General features: G+C 31.3%; 20 protein-coding genes. 19 read left to right on the forward strand and 1 reads right to left on the reverse strand.

The window, feature by feature from the left end; translation table 11 throughout:
- Window positions 1-91: 91 nt before the first annotated feature.
- From smc to JHL18_RS08365, 11 genes are all read left to right on the forward strand, one after another.
- Window positions 92-3,649 carry a chromosome segregation protein SMC gene (smc, locus tag JHL18_RS08315; protein WP_200268047.1) on the forward strand — a complete coding sequence of 1,186 codons (3,558 nt, stop codon included), beginning with the start codon at window positions 92-94 and terminating at the stop codon, window positions 3,647-3,649.
- A 9-nt stretch (window positions 3,650-3,658) separates the two neighbouring features.
- Window positions 3,659-4,570 carry a signal recognition particle-docking protein FtsY gene (gene ftsY, locus JHL18_RS08320; RefSeq protein WP_200268049.1) on the forward strand — a complete coding sequence of 304 codons (912 nt, stop codon included), beginning with the start codon at window positions 3,659-3,661 and terminating at the stop codon, window positions 4,568-4,570.
- An 80-nt stretch (window positions 4,571-4,650) separates the two neighbouring features.
- Entirely contained in the window at window positions 4,651-4,989 is a 339-nt protein-coding gene (locus JHL18_RS08325) for a putative DNA-binding protein (protein ID WP_183277423.1), read from the forward strand.
- Window positions 4,990-4,999: 10 nt separating this feature from the next.
- Window positions 5,000-6,355: a signal recognition particle protein gene (ffh, locus tag JHL18_RS08330; RefSeq protein ID WP_200268051.1), complete on the forward strand. Its 1,356-nt coding sequence runs from the start codon at window positions 5,000-5,002 to the stop codon at window positions 6,353-6,355.
- Between the two features lie 34 nt (window positions 6,356-6,389).
- A complete protein-coding gene (gene rpsP / locus JHL18_RS08335; RefSeq protein ID WP_200268053.1) occupies window positions 6,390-6,638 on the forward strand; it encodes a 30S ribosomal protein S16 in 249 nt (82 codons plus the stop codon).
- A gap of 51 nt (window positions 6,639-6,689) precedes the next feature.
- The gene (locus JHL18_RS08340; RefSeq protein WP_200268054.1) at window positions 6,690-6,917 is read left to right on the forward strand and encodes a KH domain-containing protein; all 228 of its coding nucleotides are present in this window, start codon (window positions 6,690-6,692) and stop codon (window positions 6,915-6,917) included.
- A 63-nt stretch (window positions 6,918-6,980) separates the two neighbouring features.
- On the forward strand, window positions 6,981-7,478 hold the full coding sequence (gene rimM / locus JHL18_RS08345) for a ribosome maturation factor RimM (RefSeq protein ID WP_200268056.1): 498 nt from the start codon (window positions 6,981-6,983) through the stop codon (window positions 7,476-7,478).
- A complete protein-coding gene (gene trmD / locus JHL18_RS08350; protein ID WP_200268059.1) occupies window positions 7,468-8,175 on the forward strand; it encodes a tRNA (guanosine(37)-N1)-methyltransferase TrmD in 708 nt (235 codons plus the stop codon). Before rimM ends, trmD begins: the two co-directional genes overlap by 11 nt.
- Window positions 8,176-8,296: 121 nt before the next feature.
- Window positions 8,297-8,641, forward strand: coding sequence for a 50S ribosomal protein L19 (rplS, locus tag JHL18_RS08355; protein WP_183277417.1), 345 nt, complete (start codon window positions 8,297-8,299; stop codon window positions 8,639-8,641).
- A 393-nt stretch (window positions 8,642-9,034) separates the two neighbouring features.
- A complete protein-coding gene (ylqF, locus tag JHL18_RS08360; protein WP_200268061.1) occupies window positions 9,035-9,901 on the forward strand; it encodes a ribosome biogenesis GTPase YlqF in 867 nt (288 codons plus the stop codon).
- 1 nt (window position 9,902) lies between these two features.
- The gene (locus tag JHL18_RS08365; protein ID WP_200268169.1) at window positions 9,903-10,718 is read left to right on the forward strand and encodes a ribonuclease HII; all 816 of its coding nucleotides are present in this window, start codon (window positions 9,903-9,905) and stop codon (window positions 10,716-10,718) included.
- Window positions 10,719-10,773: 55 nt separating this feature from the next.
- Here JHL18_RS08365 and JHL18_RS08370 read toward each other — a convergent pair whose 3' ends face one another.
- Entirely contained in the window at window positions 10,774-11,139 is a 366-nt protein-coding gene (locus tag JHL18_RS08370) for a YraN family protein (protein ID WP_200268063.1), read from the reverse strand.
- 113 nt (window positions 11,140-11,252) lie between these two features.
- On the opposite strand from JHL18_RS08370, the gene JHL18_RS08375 reads away from it, so the two are divergent.
- The 8 genes from JHL18_RS08375 to frr all read left to right on the forward strand — a co-directional run bounded on the left by JHL18_RS08375 (window position 11,253) and on the right by frr (window position 20,405).
- Complete coding sequence (locus JHL18_RS08375) at window positions 11,253-12,788, forward strand: YifB family Mg chelatase-like AAA ATPase (RefSeq protein ID WP_200268065.1); 1,536 nt, start codon at window positions 11,253-11,255, stop codon at window positions 12,786-12,788.
- Window positions 12,789-12,802: 14 nt separating this feature from the next.
- Window positions 12,803-13,855: a DNA-processing protein DprA gene (gene dprA, locus JHL18_RS08380; RefSeq protein WP_200268073.1), complete on the forward strand. Its 1,053-nt coding sequence runs from the start codon at window positions 12,803-12,805 to the stop codon at window positions 13,853-13,855.
- A gap of 41 nt (window positions 13,856-13,896) precedes the next feature.
- Window positions 13,897-15,981 (forward strand): type I DNA topoisomerase, encoded by a 2,085-nt coding sequence (gene topA, locus JHL18_RS08385; RefSeq protein WP_200268075.1) that lies wholly within the window; start codon window positions 13,897-13,899, stop codon window positions 15,979-15,981.
- Window positions 15,982-16,200: 219 nt separating this feature from the next.
- Window positions 16,201-16,977: a GTP-sensing pleiotropic transcriptional regulator CodY gene (gene codY / locus JHL18_RS08390; protein ID WP_200268077.1), complete on the forward strand. Its 777-nt coding sequence runs from the start codon at window positions 16,201-16,203 to the stop codon at window positions 16,975-16,977.
- Window positions 16,978-17,368: 391 nt separating this feature from the next.
- Window positions 17,369-18,070: a 30S ribosomal protein S2 gene (rpsB, locus tag JHL18_RS08395; RefSeq protein WP_200268079.1), complete on the forward strand. Its 702-nt coding sequence runs from the start codon at window positions 17,369-17,371 to the stop codon at window positions 18,068-18,070.
- Between the two features lie 67 nt (window positions 18,071-18,137).
- Window positions 18,138-19,052, forward strand: coding sequence for a translation elongation factor Ts (gene tsf / locus JHL18_RS08400; protein WP_200268081.1), 915 nt, complete (start codon window positions 18,138-18,140; stop codon window positions 19,050-19,052).
- A gap of 73 nt (window positions 19,053-19,125) precedes the next feature.
- The gene (pyrH, locus tag JHL18_RS08405) at window positions 19,126-19,836 is read left to right on the forward strand and encodes a UMP kinase (RefSeq protein WP_183277408.1); all 711 of its coding nucleotides are present in this window, start codon (window positions 19,126-19,128) and stop codon (window positions 19,834-19,836) included.
- An 11-nt stretch (window positions 19,837-19,847) separates the two neighbouring features.
- On the forward strand, window positions 19,848-20,405 hold the full coding sequence (gene frr / locus JHL18_RS08410; RefSeq protein WP_200268083.1) for a ribosome recycling factor: 558 nt from the start codon (window positions 19,848-19,850) through the stop codon (window positions 20,403-20,405).
- The last annotated feature ends 76 nt before the right edge of the window (window positions 20,406-20,481 follow it).

A 20,481-nucleotide genomic window follows, 5' to 3' on the forward strand; every position in this document is an offset into this window, starting at 1 on the left:
AAATAATAACTAATATAGTAATGGCAATAATTATTACATCATTTCTAATAGGATTATTTTATCAATTTGTAGGAAGATAAGGAGTGGACATATGTTTCTAAAGTCTCTTGAAATTAGGGGATTTAAGTCATTTGCAGATAAGACAGAATTAAAGTTTAAAAGAGGTGTCACAGCTGTGGTTGGACCAAATGGTAGTGGAAAAAGCAATATTTCCGATGCTGTTAGATGGGTTCTAGGTGAACAGAGTATTAAGACCTTAAGAGGTGGTAAAATGGAAGATGTCATTTTTGCCGGTACTCAGTTTAGAAAGCCAGTTGGCTTGGCACAAGTTTCACTTACTTTAGACAATGCAGATGGAGAACTTCCTATTGAATACAATGATGTAACAGTTACTAGAAGAATATATAGATCAGGTGAAGCTGAATATTTAATAAATAATTCTCAATGCCGATTAAAAGATATCACAACTTTGTTTATGGATACTGGTATAGGAAAAGAAGGTTATTCACTTATTGGACAAGGTAAAATAGAAGCTATACTAAGTGGACGTCCAGAAGAAAGGCGAGCTCTTTTAGAGGAAGCAGCTGGAATTGTTAAATTTAAAAGTAGAAAGCATGAAGCTGAAAGAAAACTTGATAATACTGAGCAAAATTTAATTAGAATAAACGATATTTTATCTACTTATGAAGAAAGAATTGAACCGTTAAGGGTGGAAAGTGAAAAGGCTAAGATTTTCTTAGAACTTTCAAATGAACTTCGTGAAAAAGAGATTTCTCTGATAGTAAATCATATAGAAAAAATTGATACAAATATCAAAAATCAAGGTGAAAAAGTATCAAATCTAATAAATGAGAATATTAAACTTAAAGAAGAACTTTCTGAAACTAAGAATAAAGCTATTTCTTTGAGTGACGAACTTGAAAAGCTTGAAAATCTAACAAGAGAAGATAGAGAGCTATATTATAAAAACAAAGAAAATTCAAGTGAACTTCAAAAGCAGATTGATATTCTTAATGAAAGAGTAAAAAATATTGAATTTAATATTGAGAATAGTAATAAGGAAATAAAGGATTTATCAGAGAAGATAGTTTCTGTTGAAAATGAAAGAAATGAACATGTTAATTATTTAAATAGTAAAATTAAGGAACAAGTTTTTATCGACACTGAGAGTAAAAGTTTAGAGAATGTTCTTATTGATTTATCTAACTCACTGAGAATTAAAGAGGATAAGATAAAGTTTTTAAGAGAAGATGAATTTGAAAACATACAATTGTCATCCGAACTTAAAAATAATAAGACGATGCTTATGAGTCAAATAAAAACTTTAGAAGATTCCATTAGCAATTTACATAATAACAGCTCAAATCTAGAAAGTTCTTTGAAAATAAATATATCAACCAAGCTTATGCTTGAAGAAAAAGTAATATTACTAAAAGATGAAATAGAGAGATTAGAACTAGCTGTAAAAGAAAATAATAAAAACATAGGTATCCTATCAAGTAGAAATACTAAGAATGATGCGAAACTTAAAACGCTAAACCAAGAGAAGAGTAAACTTGAAGCTAATAAGACTATGCTTTCAAATCTTGAAAAGCAATATGAAGGTTATAATAGAGCTGTCAAAATATTAATGGAGCATATTGATAAAGGTTACGTAGGTAGTGATGTAAAGAATTGTTCTGTTATAGGTGAACTGATATCGGTTGAAAAAGAGTATGAAACTGCAATGGAAATAGCTTTAGGGAGTTCTATATCCAATGTTGTTACTGAAGATGAAAAGAGTGCTCAAAAGCTTATAGAATATTTAAAAGAAAAAAAACTTGGAAGAGCTACTTTTTTACCACTGACAATAATTAGAGGTAACATATTGCAGTTAGATAAGAGAATTAAGGAAGTAAACGGCTATATTGGAATTGCAGCTGAGTTATTACATTTCGACAAGAAATATGAAAAGGCTATTAATTACGTATTAGGTAGAACAATTATAAGTAGAGATATGAATAGTGCTTTAAATATAGCAAAAATAAGTGGTTACTCGCATAAGATTGTAACTTTGCAAGGAGAAGTAATTAATCCTGGTGGATCTTTAACTGGTGGTAGTGTCTATAATAAACATACAAGTATTATTAGTAGAAAAAGAGAAATAGAAGATATTAGTTCAGAATTAGTTAAAGTTGAAAATTCTATTGAGGAACTTGTTGTATTAATTTCTGACGGTAGAAATGAGATTAAGAAGTTAGATGAAACAAATTTGAATTTCAAAGATGAAAGTCATTTTAAGAGTATCGAGATAGCCAAACTAGATAGTGAAATAGAAAATATCGAAAAAGACACATTAAGACTTAGAAACAATATAAAGATCTCACAAAATGAAAAACTTACAAGTGAATCAAAGTTAAATAATTATAAAAAAGAACTTCAAGAAAGCAATAATAAATCTATATTATTAGAAGAAAAGTTAAGATCTTATAGGGTACAATTCGATGAGCTATCAAAAGAAATAGAAGAGTTAAATGAAAAAACTAATAATCAGAAAGATTTGCTTACTAGCAAAAAGGTTATAAAGGCTAAAGTTGATGAATCAATACTTAGTATAAAAAAAGAAGTCGAAAGATTATCAAATCAAACAACTGAACTCCAAAGCAGAATGAATTTTTTAGAAGAATCAAACAAAGAGAGTTTAGAAAGTAAAAGCAAGTGTATCCAAACTATTGATGAAAACAGAAATAATATTCTAGTTTATAATAAGAATATTGAAAGACTAGAAAACAAATTTAAAGAGTATGATATTGAAAAAATAAAAATTAAAGAAACTATAAGAAATCATGAGAACAAAGTTGAAAGCCTTTCTTCTGAGATTAACATAAAAGAAGATGAAATTCATAAATCAGAATTGGTAAAGGCTAAAAATGAAGTTGAAAAAGAAAATCTTTTATTGAAACTTAATGATGAAATGAGTTTAACCTATGCTGAGGCCATAGATTTGGCACATAAGGATTTTGATGAAGCGTTATACAGTAATCAAATAAACAAACTGAAAACATCAATAAACAGACTTGGAACAGTTAATGTTAGTGCTATAGAAGATTATAAGGATCTTTCAGAAAAGTATAAATTTATGTCAACTGAAAGAGAGGACTTAGAAAAAGGAAGAGCTGAACTTCTTGCAGTAATTGATGAAATGACTGCAAAAATGAAGGAAGTTTTCAAGGAGAACTTTGCAATATTAAATGAGAATTTTAATATTACATTTAAGGAATTATTTAAAGGTGGAAGTGCTGAACTGATATTATCAGATGGTGATGAATTAACTGCTAATATTGATATCAATGTTCAACCTCCGGGTAAAAAACTTCAAAATATAAATCTTATGTCAGGTGGAGAAAAAGTTTTATCTGCAATTGCATTATTATTTGGAATATTAAAGATGAAGCCAACACCATTTTGTATATTAGATGAGATAGAAGCTGCTCTTGATGATGCAAATGTTTATAGATATTCAGAATTCCTTCAAAAGTTTTCTGATAATATACAATTTATAGTTATTACTCACAGAAAAGGAACAATGGAAGCTAGTGATATAATGTATGGAGTAACAATGGAAGAAAGAGGAGTATCAAAGGTTGTATCAGTAGACTTAACAAATTAGGAGGCATTTATGTTTGGTGGATTATTTGAAAAATTAAAATCGGGACTTAGTAAGACTAGGGATAACTTTACAGATAGGATTACTGAAGTCTTAAACTTAGCAGTAACAATTGATGAGGATCTTTATGATGAACTTGAAGAGATACTAATAACATCAGATATTGGTATGGATACAACAGTAGAGATTATAGATAGACTAAAATCTAGAATTAAAGCTGAAAAAATTAAAGACCCTACAGAAGTTAAGCCATGTTTAAAAAATGTAATTGCAGATATGCTTAACGAAGGCGTAGAAGAGAAAGAAACTAATGGAAAACAGAAGGTAATGCTAGTTATTGGGGTAAATGGTGTAGGAAAAACAACATCTATAGGAAAACTAGCATCTAAATATAAAAACGAAGGAAAAAAAGTAATATTGGCTGCTGCGGATACATTTAGAGCTGCTGCTAGTGATCAATTAGAAATTTGGAGTAATAGAGCTGGGGTTGATATAGTAAGACATCAAGAGGGTTCAGATCCTGCTGCTGTTGTTTACGACGGAATTCAAGCAACTAAAGCTAGGAATATGGATATTCTTATCTGTGATACTGCTGGAAGACTTCATAATAAGAAAAATCTGATGAACGAGCTATCAAAAATTAATAGGATAATTGATAGAGAATTTGAAGAGGCTTCAAAAGAAACTCTTTTAGTTTTAGATGCAACTACAGGCCAAAATGCAGTTATTCAAGCAAAACAGTTTATGGAAGCTTGTCCTATTGACGGCATAATCTTAACGAAGTTAGATGGTACTGCAAAGGGTGGTGTAGTTATATCAATAAAGAATTCTTTGAATATACCAGTAAGATATATTGGTGTTGGTGAAGGTGTAGAAGACCTTCAGGAATTCGATCCACAAGGGTTCGCAGATGCGCTTTTTTAAAAAAATATAACTGTTAAGTAAAAATACTTGACAGGTGTATTTTCTTTTGATAATATATTCTTTGTGAGTAAGGTGATTATATGGAAGACAGGTTTGAGATTTCTCTGTTATTAGATTACTACATAGACTTATTAACTGAGAAACAGAAAGATATAATGTTCATGTATTATAATGATGATTTTTCATTAGCAGAGATTGCTGAGATAAATAATACAAGTCGTCAAGCTATTCATGATTTAATTAAGAGATGTGATAAACAACTTATTAATTACGAAGAAAAGCTACAGCTTGTGGAAAAAAGCAAGATAAGAAAATCTAAGAAAAATGACCTAATAAAAAAACTTACTAACGAATATATGTTGTCAAAAGAATTAGTAGAAGATATAGATGAAATGCTAGATGAAATTATTAATTCGTAGGAGGGGTAACATGGCTTTTGAAGGTTTAGCGTCTAAATTACAAGATACGCTTAAAAAGCTCAAAGGAAAAGGTAAACTAACTGAGAAAGATATAAAAGAAGCCATGAGAGAGGTTAAGCTCGCATTACTTGAGGCTGACGTAAACTTTAAAGTTGTTAAAAAGTTTATTGCAACTGTAAGTGAAAAATGCGTAGGATCTGAAGTGTTAGAAAGCCTTACACCAGGACAACAAGTTATAAAAATAGTTAATGATGAGCTAACATCTTTAATGGGAAATACTGAAAGTAAGCTGAACTATGCAGACAACGGACCAACAGTTTTTATGATGGCAGGTCTTCAAGGTGCAGGTAAAACAACTATGTGTGGAAAGCTTGCTCTTCACATGAGAAAGAAAAACAAGAAACCTTTATTAGTTGCTTGTGATATTTATAGACCAGCTGCTATTAAACAATTAGAGGTTGTTGGTAAGCAAATAGATATTCCTGTGTTCTCTATGGGGGATAAAGTGCCGGCTGTTGATATAGCTAAAGCAGGAGTAGCTCATGCTAAAGAACATGGATATAATTTAGTTATTATTGATACTGCTGGTAGACTTCATATTGATGAAGAACTTATGCAGGAACTTAAAGATATAAAGACATCAGTGAACCCTAATGAAATCTTACTTGTTGTTGATTCGATGACTGGTCAAGATGCTGTAAATGTTGCTGAAACTTTTAATGCATCATTAGATGTTACTGGAACAATACTTACAAAGCTTGATGGTGATACTAGAGGTGGTGCTGCTCTTTCAATCAGAAGCATTACTGAAAAACCTATAAAGTTTGCTGGTATTGGTGAAAAAATGAATGATATTGAAGTGTTCCATCCAGATAGAATGGCTTCAAGAATTCTTGGTATGGGTGATGTTTTGTCACTTATAGAAAAAGCTCAGCAAGCAATTGATGAGAAGGAAGCTCAACAACTTAGTGAAAGAATGTTAAGTCAAGAATTTAACTTCGATGATTATCTAAGTGCAGTGGAGCAGATGAAAAAGCTTGGACCTATCAATAAGCTACTGGAGATGATGCCAGGAGTAAATACTCAGCAACTTGAGGGGCTAGACCTTTCAGACAGCGAAAATCAAATGGGAAGAGTTAAAGCAATCATTCAGTCAATGACTGCAAAAGAAAGAAAAAGTCCTAATCTGATTTCAAGTTCTTCTTCAAGAAAGAAGAGAATAGCTGTAGGTTCTGGTACAACAATTCAAGAAATAAATAAGCTTTTAAAAGGCTTTGAAATGATGAAGAAACAAATGAAGCAATTTAAATCAATGCAAAAAAATACTAAAAAAGGTTTGTTTGGTAAAATGCCTTTCTTTAGTTAAAATATATCAATATCCTTAAAAGGAGGTGAAATTAATGGCAGTAAAGATAAGACTAAGAAGAATGGGATCTAAAAAAGCTCCTTTCTACAGAGTAGTAGTAGCTGATTCAAGAAGTCCAAGAGACGGAAGATTCATCGAAGAAATAGGATACTATAACCCAATCGTTCAACCTGAGGCTGAAGTTAAAATTGACGCTGAAAAGGCTGCAAAGTGGTTAAACAACGGTGCTCAACCTACTGAAATAGTTAAAAGACTTTTTGTTAAAGCTGGAATAAGCAAGTAAAAGCTTTTAGGAGGTGAATTCTGCTTAGGATTCCCCTAAAGCAGATTGTTTATGAAGACACTAGTAGAAGTTATTGCTAAATCACTTGTTGATAACCCTGACTCAGTTCAGGTTAATGAAGTAGCTGGAGAGCAATCTATAATAATAGAGCTTAAGGTTGCTCCTGAAGATATGGGTAAGGTTATAGGAAAACAAGGTAGAATTGCTAAAGCTATAAGAACAGTTGTTAAAGCTGCAGCAGTAAAAGACAATAAAAGAGTTGTTGTTGAAATTATCTAATAAGAGTTAGGGCTTCCTAGCTCTTTTTCCACATACTCTTAAAATGGTTTACGAGGTGATTTTATGAATGAATTTTTTAACGTAGGTCAAATAGTTAATACTCATGGAATTAAAGGAGAAGTTAAAGTTTATCCTCTAACTGATGATGTAAATAGATTTGATGATCTAAAAGAAGTTTTTATCGATGATAAAAAGGCTGAAATTGAATGGGTTAAATATCAAAAAGATAGAGTTATAGTTAAAATAAAAGGTATTGATACCATGAATGATGCTGAAAAATTAAAGCAAAAGTATATTAGAGTTACTAGAAAAAATGCCGTTGAACTTCCAGAAGATACATATTTTATATCTGATTTAATCGGGTGTAAGGTTTCTGATACAGATGGATTTAGCTATGGTGATGTATACGATGTAATACAAACAGGAAGTAATGATGTTTATTGGGTAAAAGGCAATAAAGAGATATTGATTCCTGTATTAAAAGAAATAGTTCTCGATATAAATATTGGAGAAAAGAAGATTATAATAAAACCTTCAGGAGAATGGCAAGATGAAGATTAATATTCTTACCCTTTTCCCAGAAATGTTTAGTGTGTTTGAACATAGTATAATAGGTAGAGCAAGAAATAGTGGTGTTTTAGATATTACCACTACTAATATTAGAGATTTTTCAGCCAGTAAACATAAAAAAGTAGATGATTATCCATATGGTGGTGGCGCCGGTATGGTTATGAGCGCTCAACCTGTAGTAGAATGCATTAAAGCTGTAAAGAAGAATAATAATGGGAAAGTAATTTTTTTAGGACCTAGAGGTAAGACCTTCAATCAGGAAGTTGCGAAAGAAATATCTAAGTTAGATGAAGTTATTTTTGTTTGCGGACATTATGAAGGAATAGATGAGAGAGCTTATAAATATTTTGATTTAGAATTATCCTTAGGTGACTTTGTACTTACCGGAGGAGAGATGGCTGCTATACCTATAATAGATAGTATTTGCAGATTGATTCCAGGAGTTTTAAGTAGTGAGGAAAGTTTTGTTGAGGAGTCATTTTATAGTGGTCTTTTAGAACATCCTCAGTATACTAGACCGGAAGTTTTTGAAGATGAGTCGGTTCCAAGTGTTCTTGTATCCGGACATCACGAAAACATAAGAAAATGGAGAAGGAAAATGTCGCTTAGGATTACTAAGGAAAGACGTCCTGATTTATTTAAAAGTATAAAACTCACTAAAGAAGATATTAAGCTACTTAAAGAATAAGAAAAAAATGTTGATTAAATAAATTACATGTGTTAAAATTACCATTGTGCTAGTACGGGCGGTCCTCTGTCGTATTTACATATGGTAAGAACGTCACATTATTACTAAGGAGGGAATGCACATGAACGAAATATTAAGAGCAATAGAACAAGAACAAATCAGAACTGATTTACCTCAATTTAACGTAGGTGACACTGTTAAGGTTCACGTAAAAGTTAAAGAAGGTACAAGAGAAAGAATCCAAGTTTTCGAAGGTGTTGTAATTAAGAGACAAAATGGTGGATTAAGAGAAACTTTCACTGCTAGAAGAATAGCTTATGGCGTTGGCGTTGAAAGAACTTTCCCACTAAATGCTCCAATCATAGAGAAGATTGAAGTTACAAGAAGAGGTAAAGTAAGAAGAGCTAAGTTATTCTACCTAAGAAATAGAGTAGGTAAGGCGGCTAAGGTTAAAGAATTAATCTAATATTTAATTAAAAGACAGGGGCTAATTTAGCTCCGTTTTTTATTATAAAAATAAGTTTATTATAAAATTTAATTTAAAGTTAATGATATCATAGTTCATAAAGAGATAGTTATACTATATATATTAAACTAATTGTTATATTTAAACTTGTAAGATATATATAATGTACATTCGTATATTGATATATCTACGCACTTATATGAAGTTATTAGTATATGAATATATGAATGTATAGATAATGCTTTTAAGCATTACCTAAAGATGAAACACTTCAATCTGAAATCTATTTTCAAAGCTCTTCTGGGTTCTGAGAGGAGAATTTGAAAATATAAATTTAAGTCTGAAGTGATTCATGTATATATGATATGTTTTGAATAAGAAAGGAATGATTTTATGGCGATAAATTGGTTTCCTGGCCATATGGTGAAAACCAAAAGAGAGATTAAAGAAAATTTGAAGTTAGTAGACGCTGTTATTGAAATTAGAGATGCTAGAATTCCTAAATCCAGTGCAAATCCTGACATAGATGAATTATGTAAAGATAAACCTAGATTAATTCTACTTAATAAAAGTGACCTTACTGATAACAAGACTACTAAAGCATGGATTAATGCTTTAAAGAGTGAATCAATAAGAGCTATTGAGGTTAATTGTCTGAAGGGTGACGGTATAAAAAATATTAAACCTGCATTAATGGAACTACTAAAAGAAAAACATGAAAGATTAAAAGCTAAAGGATTAGCTAAGATTATAACAAGAGTTATGGTTGTAGGTATTCCTAACGTTGGAAAGTCTACTTTTATTAATAAGATGGCAAGAAATAATATAGCAAAAACTGGAGATAGACCTGGAGTTACTAAAAATAAACAGTGGATTAAAACAGCTATCGGTATTGAGCTTCTTGATACTCCTGGAGTGCTTTGGCCAAAGTTTGAAGACGAGGAAGTGGCATTGAATTTAGCTTTTACTGGAGCTATTAAAGATGAAATTATGGATACAGAAGAACTTTCACTAAAATTAGTAGAAAGATTACAGAATACTAATCCTGAATTACTAAAAGTTAGATATAAATTAGAAGCAGTTGCTGAAGAACCAATTGATACTTTAAATATGATTGCTAGAAAAAGAGGTGCAATTGTATCTGGTGGAGAGATTGATTACAACAGAATAGCTTCTATTATATTAGATGAATTTAGAGGCGGAAAGATAGGTAATGTATCTTTAGAGAATCCTTGGAAAGGCGAAGAAATTGAAGGATAGTATTATTTATTTGAAAGAAAACTTACATAATATTAGTTTTAATGATGTTAAAGGATTAGTAGCATCATTACCCATTAATCTGAGTAATAGAGAAGAGCTGTCAGAGGTTATTGATATTCTTTCTGGTGATAAAAGAAAGAACGTACTTGCATTAGCTAAAAAAATTGATACCTCAATTAAAAAAGAAGAAGCAGAGTACGATAGAGTTAGAGCTATGTACATGTTTGATAAGCAATTTAGTAATTTTAGATACATTGCAGGGGTTGATGAAGTTGGCAGAGGACCTCTTGCTGGCCCTATAGTAGGCGCAGCTGTAATTTTAGACCTAAACAACTTAGGAGATATAATTTTAGGCATAAAGGATTCTAAGGCATTAAGTGAGCAAAGACGTGAAGAATTAGATGTAATCATAAGAGAAAAGGCACTAGCCTATAGTATAACTGTGTGTGATAATAGGCAAATAGACACACTCGGAATAGCTCATTGTAATAACAAGATTTTTTTAGATGCTTGTAAAACCTTGCCTATAGAGCCTCAATTAGTTCTTTCTGACGGATATCCAGTTAGAAATTTGAACAAACCTAATAAATTTGTAATAAAAGGAGACGCAAAAAGCGCCTCTATTGCATGTGCTTCTATAATAGCTAAAGTTTATAGAGATAGACTGATGAAAGAATATGATCTTATATATCCTGGATATAGTTTTAAGGATAATGTAGGTTACGGAACACAAAAGCATGTAGACGCAATTCACGCAATAGGAACATGTGAAATTCATAGGATGTCATTTCTCAATAACATACTATCTAAAAAATAATTCTAATAGCATAAGTGATCTATTAATATGATGCATTTTGTAACAGAAATTCTGTTTATCTAAATGCATCTTTTATTAGATTAGTCTTAATATCTGCATTTCTATGGTTTAGATATACCTCTATGATATCAAATCGAGCATTTACATTATATAATTGATATTTGTGAATAAAGTATTTGGCAACTTTTTTTATGCTTAGTACTTTACTGAAAGATACGGCTTCCATTGGACTCCCAAATCCTAAGTCGTATCTTGTTTTTACTTCGATAAAACAAAGTATTTCTTTATCCCATCCAATTATATCTATTTCTCCAGTTCTGCAATTGAAATTTTTCTTAATAATATTGTAGTCTTCACTTAAAAGAAGATTATAAGCTATATTCTCTCCCGCGTTTCCTATGGATTTGTTCAGCTTTTTCATTTTATTATCTCCTCATTAATATATTTTTAATATTATTGCCTGTTGAAACAAAAAAATAACTTTTTTGTTATTAAAATTAAAAATGGTCAATAATCATTAAAGAGGTGATTGAGATGGCAACAAAAATAATAAGTGCATCGTTTAACGGTATTGATGGTGAAGTTGTATATGTAGAAGTGGATATTAATAAAGGATTACCCTCATTTTCTATAGTTGGGCTGCCAGATATGTCTATAAAAGAGTCTAAAGAAAGAGTTCGTTCTGCAGTAATAAATAGTGGATATGAATTTCCTCTTGGAAGAGTAGTGGTTAATCTAGCCCCTGCTGACATAAAAAAGATAGGTACTCTTTTAGATCTGCCAATAGCTATTGGCATTCTTCTAGAAAGCAATCAGATTACAATAAGTGATCATAATAAATACATGCTAGTAGGTGAATTATCGTTAAATGGTGAAATAAACGCTGTGAATGGGTGTTTACCTATTATATTAGAAGGTAAGAATAGAAGAATAGATAATTATATTATACCTCAAGGAAATATAGAAGAGACATCGTTAATAAAGAATGGAAATATATATCCCTTTAAGAGTTTAAAGCAAGTTACAGAATTTCTAGTTTACGAAGATCAATTACCAATAAAGCATAGTGAAGTGATTAAGTTTAATAATTCTCATGTAATGGAATATGATTTTAGTGATGTATATGGTAACGAATCTGCAAAAAGAGCTTTAGAAATTTCTGCAGCATCTAATCATAATATTATGCTGTATGGACCAGCTGGTTCTGGAAAAACAATGCTGGCTAAGAGATTATCTTCTATACTACCAGATTTGAGCTATGAGGAATGCTTAGAGGTCACAAAAATATATAGCGTTTCTGGGAACTTGAAAAATAAAAATGGTTTTGTTGATGTAAGACCATTTAGAAATCCTCATCATACAACACCTAAAAATACCCTTATTGGTGGCGGGAGAGAATTGGCAGTAGGGGAGATTAGCCTTGCGCACAAAGGGGTATTATTCTTAGATGAGCTATTAGAATTTGATAGAAGAGTTCTTGAATGTCTAAGAGAACCTTTAGAAGAAAAATTGATACAAATATCAAGACTTTCTGGTAAAATAACATACCCTGCTGATTTTATTTTTATCGGCGCAACCAATCAGTGTCCTTGCGCAAAAGGCCTTGATAAGAGTGGATTTTCAAGTTGTATTTGTACTGATTCAGAAAAAATTAAGTATCAAAAAAAATTATCAAAAGCAATAGCAGATAGAATAGACTTATATGTATCAGTGGTTCAAATTCCTTTTAATGAACTAATGAGTAATTCGAGAAGAGAGAGTTCTAAAGATATAAAAGAAAGAGTTATGAAGGCAAGAAATCTGCAACAGATAAGATACAAAGATATAGGAGTGAATTTCAATTCACAATTAAATCATAGGCAAATAAAAAAATATATAAAGTTAAACAACGAATGCTTAGATTTAATAGAGAAGATTTATGACAAATACAGAATAAGCACAAGAGGTCTGGATAAAATTTTAAAAGTCTCAAGAACTATAGCTGATTTAAATGATGATAAGAATGTAAAAAAATCATCGATAATCGAAGCTTTAAGTTATAGAAAGTTTTTTGATGGACAGATAATATAAAGGAGAAATTTATTTTGGATTTTTATAAAATTTGGTTTTCCATGTTACCTATAAGTGATAGTATAAAATTAAGTCTACTGGATGAATATATAGATGAAGAAACTATTTATAGAAATATAAAATTAAATCGTTATAAAACTGAAAAACTAGTAAATAAAAAGATTAATTATAATATTTCAGAAGAAGATATAACTAAACTTACTAGATACATAATTAAAAATAATATCGGACTTGTAACATATACAGAAGACAGATATCCTGGTTCTTTAAGAAATATAAAGGATGCTCCTTATTGTTTATTTTATAAAGGGGATATTGACATTTTAAATAAAAAGATTAATATAGCAGTAGTAGGCTCAAGAAAATGTACGTCCTACGGGAGAGAAGTTACAAAGTTTATTTGCAGGGAATTAAGCAGATATGATACCTGTATAATTAGTGGTGGAGCCTATGGAGTAGATTCAGAAGCTCATAAGAGTGTTTTAGAAAACAAAGGAGTCACCTGTGGAGTATTAGGTTGTGGTATTGATGTAATATATCCAGCTTATAATAAAATTTTATATGAAAATATAGCAGTAAACGGTTGTCTTATATCGGAGTTTATTCCAGGAACTAAACCTTTACCTTATAATTTTCCTAGACGCAATAGAATAATTAGCGGTCTATCCAAAGCTGTCATAGTAGTAGAGGCAAATGAGAAGAGTGGTTCACTAATTACAGCAAATTATGCATTAGAACAAGGTAAAGATGTTTTAGCAGTACCAGGAACAATTTATTCACCTCAAAGTAAAGGTACAAATAAACTAATAAGAGACGGTGCTGCCCCTATATTAGATACAATAACTTTATTAGACAGTCTTGATATCAATATGAAAAAAAATAAAAATTTTAGTGATACCTTAAAAGCCCAAATAATAAGGTTATTAAATGATAAACCTACTCATATTGATGAAATTATAAGAAACACAGATATTGACACCTCAATGATTTATGAGTTATTATTTGAAATGCAATTTAATAATGAAATTATGTGTATTTTAGGAAATTATTATGTTAAAAATATTTAAAACTAGGGGGTGAACACTCCAAAGTTTTTGAGGAGTAAAAAATGGGTCAAAATCTTGTAATAGTAGAATCGCCTGCAAAGGCAAAAACAATTAGTAAATATTTAGGTAAGAATTATGTTGTAGAAGCTTCTATGGGACACATAAGAGATCTTCCTAAAAGTCAGTTAGGGGTTGACGTTGATAATAATTATAATCCCAAGTATATAACCATAAGAGGTAAAGGGGATTTATTAGATAAGCTAAAAAAACTTGCAAAGAAAAGTGATAAGATATTCTTGGCAACTGACCCCGATAGAGAAGGGGAAGCTATATCTTGGCATCTAGCTAATATATTAAAGATACCTGATATGGATACATGTAGAGTTGAATTTCACGAAATTACTAAAAATGCTGTTAAAAATTCTATAAAGCATCCAAGGACTATTAATCAAAACCTAGTAGATGCTCAGCAAGCAAGAAGAGTTTTAGATAGACTGGTTGGTTATGAAATAAGTCCTATTCTCTGGAGAAATGTTAAGTGGGGACTAAGTGCTGGTAGAGTACAATCAGCAGCCTTAAAATTGATATGTGATAGAGAAGATGAGATAAACAAATTTGAATCTAAAGAATATTGGACTGTTGATATAAAATTAGAAAAGAAAAATAAGAAGTTCAATGTTAAGATAGCAACACTTAAAGGAAAGAAATTTGAAATAGCTACTGAAGAAGAAGCAAATAAAACAATAGAGCAGCTAAAGAAAAACGATTTTATAGTTGCAAAAGTTAAAAAGGGAACAAAGAATAAAAATCCCCTGCCACCTTTTACAACAAGTACTCTTCAACAGGACGCTAGTAGAAAACTTAACTTTCAAACTAAGAGAACTATGTCGATAGCTCAACAACTTTATGAAGGTGTTGAAGTTAAAGGGTATGGAACAGTGGGACTTATAACGTATATGAGAACTGATTCTGTAAGAATATCTAAGGAAGCTCAAGATAGTGCTTTACAATTTATTGGTGACATTTACGGCAATAGCTATATACCTGAAAGTCCAAGAGTATATAGAGGTAAAAAAAATATACAAGATGCTCATGAAGCAATAAGACCATCAGTAGTTGAGATAACACCTGAAGTTGCAAAAGATAATCTATCAGCAGAGCAATATAAGTTGTATAAGCTTATTTGGGAAAGGTTTATAGCAAGCCAAATGGCATCATGTGTTTTGAACACTAATACTATAGATATAAATAATGGTGACTACAAGTTAAGAGCTACTGGATCAACCATTAAATTTGATGGCTTCATGAAGGTATATGAGTATACAACTGATGAAGATGATGAAAGTGTATTACTTCCAGAAATAGAGGAAAATGAAGTTTTAAACTATGATAGTATAATAGGTAAACAACATTTTACTCAACCACCACCAAGATATACTGAAGCTTCTTTTGTTAAGGTACTAGAGGAAAATGGAATCGGAAGACCAAGTACCTATGTGCCAACAATATCTACTATTTTAAGTAGAAAATATGTACAAAGAGAAAAGAAGAATCTTTTCCCAACTGAGCTGGGTATTATTGTAAACACTATTATGAGTGATTACTTTAAACAAATTGTTGATGCTGACTTTACAGCTGATATGGAAAATAAGCTTGATTGTATCGAAGAAGGAAAAGTAGAATGGGAAGAAATTGTTGATGAATTCTTTGGGCCATTAAAGGAAGCATTAGACAAGGCAGAAAAAGAAGTTTCAAAAGTAGTGATAGAAGATAAAGTAAGTGATGTTAAATGCGATAAATGTGGTAAGATGATGGTCATAAAGCAAGGACGCTTTGGTAACTTCTTAGCTTGTCCCGGATATCCTGAGTGTCAAAATACTAAACCAATAGTTGAAGAAATTGACGCTAATTGTCCACTTTGTAATGGCAAGGTAGTTGTTAAGAAGAGTAAAAAAGGTAATAAGTTCTATGGCTGCTCTAACTATCCAGAATGTTCTTTTGTTAGTTGGTATGAACCTGCAAAAGAAAAATGTAACCATTGCAATTCGAATATGGTTGTAAGATATAGTAAAAGTAAAGGCAAGTATTTAGAGTGCACAAATAAAGAATGTGGCAATAAAGTTCCTGTTCAAAATGATGAAAAGTAGAATTATATGTCGAAATAGCGGAAAAGACTGTTGAAATAAGTTTTTTTGTATGCTAAGATAGACTTGGATGTGAAATTTTTTAAAATTTGAACTATTCAAAAAATTCGAAAAATATTTTCAGGGTTTTAATTTTTTTACAATTTTAAATTGGTACGTGCTATGTGTGTATTAAATTAAAACCCTGTATTATAAACATCGGTATTATTGAGGAGGAATTTAATGTCAACTCTACTAAACAAAACAAGAATGTTAAATAAAATTTTGCAAAAATCAGGTACTGAACCTTTAGCTTTCGAAGATATTTGTAAATTATTAAGTGAAGTATTAGCCTGTAACGTGTACATATCAAGTAGAAAAGGAAAAATACTAGGATATACTTTTTCAGATAGCTTTGAATGTGACATAATGAAAAGAAAGATATTGGATGATAAGAGATTTCCAGAAGAATATAATAATAAGCTATTAAACATAGGAGATACATTAGCAAACCTTCCTAACAAAGGACAATGCGTTTTTGAGGGTGAAGGTGAATGCATGATGTCGGACAAGCTTTCTACAATCGTTCCTATAATTGGAAACAGAGAAAGATTAGGAACACTTCTGCTTGCAAGATTTAAGGAACCATTTACTGATGAAGATTTAGTATTAGTAGAATATAGTGCAACAATAGTAGGGTTAGAAATTCTTAGATCTAAACAAGATGAAATCGAGGATGAAGCAAGAAAGAAAGCAGTAGTTCAATTAGCTATTGGAACACTTTCCTATTCAGAGCTTGAAGCCGTTGAACATATTTTTGATGAATTAGATGGAAATGAAGGCTTACTAGTTGCATCAAAAATTGCGGACAAGGTTGGAATAACAAGATCTGTTATAGTAAATGCTTTAAGAAAGTTTGAGAGTGCTGGAGTTATTGAGTCGCGTTCATTAGGAATGAAGGGAACTCACATTAGAATCCTTAATGAAAAATTACTTGATGAATTAAAGAAAATAAAATAGTCAATAATTATAAGGGGGATATTTCCCTCTTATTTTTTATTCTTTAAAAATTACAATTCATTAGATTTTTGGTTAAGTATGAGTTAGTAGACTTAAAACATGATATAAGTTAAATAACAAAAGTAAGAATGTGTCACCTGCCAAGTTTTCCTCATATACATTTGGAAAAGTGGGTACGCAAAAAAATTAATAAAGAAAGTCGCTTCAGCAATTTTTTTTACATTAATCAATAATTTTACAAATTTATATTGCTTGACAGTAAACCTTATGATATACTGTCTAAGGTAAGAAAATACACACATTATCGAATTGTTGGAGTGGTGCCCTTTTAGGGAATCTCTAAAAATATGATGATAGTGGAGGAAACAACCAAAATTTAGGAGGTACTTTTATGTCAGTTATTTCAATGAAACAATTATTAGAAGCTGGTGTTCATTTTGGACATCAAACAAGAAGATGGAACCCTAAGATGGCTCCTTATATATTCACAGAAAGAAACGGAATATATATAATAGATCTTCAAAAGACAGTAAAGAAAGTTGAAGAAGCTTATGACTTCATTAAAGAAGTAGCAACAGAAGGTAAAGATATACTTTTCGTTGGTACTAAGAAGCAAGCACAAGAAGCTATTCAAGAAGAAGGCGCTAGATCAAACATGCACTTTGTTAATAATAGATGGCTTGGTGGTATGCTAACTAACTTTAACACTATTAAGACTAGAATCAACAGATTAGCTGAAATCGAAAAAATGGAACAAGATGGTATATTCGATGTTCTACCTAAGAAAGAAGTTACTAATCTTAAGAACGAAATGGAAAAGTTAGAAAAAAATCTTGGAGGAATCAGAAACTTAGATGCTACTAACATAGGTGCATTATTCGTTGTTGATCCAAGAAAAGAAAAGAACGCTATATCAGAAGCTAAGATTCTTGGTATACCAGTAGTAGCAATAGTTGATACTAACTGTGATCCAGATGAAGTTGATTATGTTATACCTGGAAATGATGATGCTATAAGAGCTGTAAAACTTATAACTGCAAAAATGGCTGATGCTATTATTGAAGGAAGACAAGGCGAACAATTAGCTGAATAATTATATATGGGTAGGTGAAGCAAGTCTTCATTTACCTTTAAAATTAACATTTTAGGGAGGAATTAGCATGATAACTGCTCAAGCTGTTAAAGAATTAAGAGAAAGAACTGGCGCTGGAATGATGGACTGTAAGAAGGCTCTTACAGAAACAAACGGCGACATGGACAAAGCTGTAGAAGTATTAAGAGAAAAAGGATTAGCTGCTGCTGCTAAAAAAGCTGGCAGAGTTGCTGCTGAAGGTATAGTTAAGACTTACATATCAGATGACAAGAAGAGCGCTGGTATCGTTGAAGTTAACTGTGAAACTGACTTCGTTGCTGCTAATGAAGAATTTGTAGCTTTTGCTGGTAAGTTAGCTGAAATGGTTTCAACTACTACTGTTGCTACAGTTGAAGAGTTTGTAGCTCAAAAATACAACGAAGAGCAAACAGTTCAAGAATTCTTAACTGCTCTAATCGCTAAATTAGGCGAAAACATGACAGTAAGAAGATTCCAAAAGTTCTCAGTTGAAAACGGAATAACTCAAAGCTACATCCATGGTGGTGGTAGAATTGGTGTTATAGTTGAACTAGGATGTGAAACTGCTAGTCCAGTTTTAGAAGAAGTTGCTAAAGAACTTTGTATGCAAGTTGCTGCCGCAAATCCTTTATTCTTAGATAAAACTCAAGTTGATACTGAATCTTTAGAAAAAGAAAAAGAAATATACAGAGCTCAAGCTCTTAATGAAGGAAAGCCTGAAAAGATCGTTGATAAAATGGTTGAAGGAAGAATTCAAAAATACTATAAAGAAGTATGCTTAGTTGAACAACCATGGGTAAAAGATGGTGATAAGACTATAACTAAATACTTACAAGAGAAATCTAAAGAAGTTGGTTCTCCAATCAACATCAATACTTTCGTTCGATATGAAAGAGGAGAAGGTATAGATAAGAAAGAAGAAAACTTTGCAGAAGAAGTTGCAAAGCAAGTTCAAGGAAAATAGTAAAACAAAAGAGAACACACCGTGTTCTCTTTTTTTAAAAAATAAATATATACTACATGGTGGAGGTTGTGTAATGGAAGCTAAATATAGAAGAGTAATACTAAAACTTTCCGGTGAAGCTCTAGCTGGTGATAATGGGTTTGGAATCGATTTTAACGTAGCAACAAGAATAGCTAGTGAAATAAAAGAGCTTGTAGATATGGGCATTGAGGTAGGCGCTGTAGTTGGTGGCGGAAATATATGGAGAGGCAGAAGTGGAGAAGGAATGGACAGAACTACTGCTGACTATATGGGAATGTTAGCAACTTGCATAAATGCACTTGCGCTTCAAGATTCACTAGAAGGTTTAGGTGTACTTACTAGAGTTCAGACTGCAATCGAAATGAAAGAAGTAGCAGAACCTTTTATAAGAAGAAGAGCTATGAGACACCTTGAAAAAGGCAGAGTTGTAATATTTGCAGCAGGAACTGGTAACCCGTATTTCTCTACTGATACAACTGCAGCTTTAAGAGCAGCTGAAATAGAAGCAGATGTTATACTTTTAGCTAAAAAAGTTGATGGAGTTTATGATAAAGACCCACATAAGTACAATGACGCTAAAAAATATGATACTTTATCATACATTCAAGTGTTAGAACAAGGTCTTCAAGTTATGGATTCTACAGCGACTTCACTATGCATGGATAATAGTATTCCAATACTTGTGTTTGGACTTGACGAGCCAGGAAATATAAAAAAGGCCGCATGTGGAGAAACAATTGGTACTTTAGTTTGTAATAAATAAGGAGGTTTATGATGATTAAGGATATTATAAAAGCATCTGAAGAAAAAATGAAAAAAACTTTAACAGTTTTACACTCTGATTTAACTACAATGAAAGCTGGAAGAGCTAATCCAACTATGCTTGATAGAATACAAGTTGACTATTATGGAAGTATGTGTCCTTTAAATCAAGTTGCTAATATTTCTGCTCCAGAACCAAGACTACTTGTGATTACTCCTTGGGAAAAATCACTTTTAAAGGAAATAGAAAAAGCTATATTAAAGTCAGATTTAGGCATTAATCCAACTAATGATGGTACAATAATCAGACTACTAGTTCCAGAACTTACTGAAGAAACTAGAAAAAACCTAGTGAAAAATGTTAAAAAATCTGGAGAAGACGCTAAAGTTGCTCTAAGGTCAATCAGAAGAGACTCTAATGATAAAGTTAAATCTTTAAAGAAAGATGGAGAAATTTCTGAAGATCAAATTAAAAAAGCTGAAGAAGATATACAAAAAATAACAGATAGTTATGTGAAAGAAATAGATAAAATGGTGGCAGATAAGGAAAAAGAGATTATGACAGTTTAAAACCTGCTTCTTTAGCAGGTTTTTTTTCTCTTTAAATAAAATTTGTATAAAATATATTTGTATGAAGAAAATATTG

Source organism: Clostridium yunnanense, from assembly GCF_016595795.1.
Lineage (GTDB): Bacteria > Bacillota > Clostridia > Clostridiales > Clostridiaceae > Clostridium_AR > Clostridium_AR yunnanense.

Coding starts and splice junctions, on each gene's coding strand:
- smc (WP_200268047.1), top strand. CDS start 92: ATGTTTCTAAAGTCTCTTGAAATTAGGGGATTTAAGTCATTTGCAGAT.
- ftsY (WP_200268049.1), top strand. CDS start 3,659: ATGTTTGGTGGATTATTTGAAAAATTAAAATCGGGACTTAGTAAGACT.
- JHL18_RS08325 (WP_183277423.1), top strand. CDS start 4,651: ATGGAAGACAGGTTTGAGATTTCTCTGTTATTAGATTACTACATAGAC.
- ffh (WP_200268051.1), top strand. CDS start 5,000: ATGGCTTTTGAAGGTTTAGCGTCTAAATTACAAGATACGCTTAAAAAG.
- rpsP (WP_200268053.1), top strand. CDS start 6,390: ATGGCAGTAAAGATAAGACTAAGAAGAATGGGATCTAAAAAAGCTCCT.
- JHL18_RS08340 (WP_200268054.1), top strand. CDS start 6,690: ATGAAGACACTAGTAGAAGTTATTGCTAAATCACTTGTTGATAACCCT.
- rimM (WP_200268056.1), top strand. CDS start 6,981: ATGAATGAATTTTTTAACGTAGGTCAAATAGTTAATACTCATGGAATT.
- trmD (WP_200268059.1), top strand. CDS start 7,468: ATGAAGATTAATATTCTTACCCTTTTCCCAGAAATGTTTAGTGTGTTT.
- rplS (WP_183277417.1), top strand. CDS start 8,297: ATGAACGAAATATTAAGAGCAATAGAACAAGAACAAATCAGAACTGAT.
- ylqF (WP_200268061.1), top strand. CDS start 9,035: ATGGCGATAAATTGGTTTCCTGGCCATATGGTGAAAACCAAAAGAGAG.
- JHL18_RS08370 (WP_200268063.1), bottom strand. CDS start 11,139: ATGAAAAAGCTGAACAAATCCATAGGAAACGCGGGAGAGAATATAGCT.
- JHL18_RS08375 (WP_200268065.1), top strand. CDS start 11,253: ATGGCAACAAAAATAATAAGTGCATCGTTTAACGGTATTGATGGTGAA.
- topA (WP_200268075.1), top strand. CDS start 13,897: ATGGGTCAAAATCTTGTAATAGTAGAATCGCCTGCAAAGGCAAAAACA.
- codY (WP_200268077.1), top strand. CDS start 16,201: ATGTCAACTCTACTAAACAAAACAAGAATGTTAAATAAAATTTTGCAA.
- rpsB (WP_200268079.1), top strand. CDS start 17,369: ATGTCAGTTATTTCAATGAAACAATTATTAGAAGCTGGTGTTCATTTT.
- tsf (WP_200268081.1), top strand. CDS start 18,138: ATGATAACTGCTCAAGCTGTTAAAGAATTAAGAGAAAGAACTGGCGCT.
- pyrH (WP_183277408.1), top strand. CDS start 19,126: ATGGAAGCTAAATATAGAAGAGTAATACTAAAACTTTCCGGTGAAGCT.
- frr (WP_200268083.1), top strand. CDS start 19,848: ATGATTAAGGATATTATAAAAGCATCTGAAGAAAAAATGAAAAAAACT.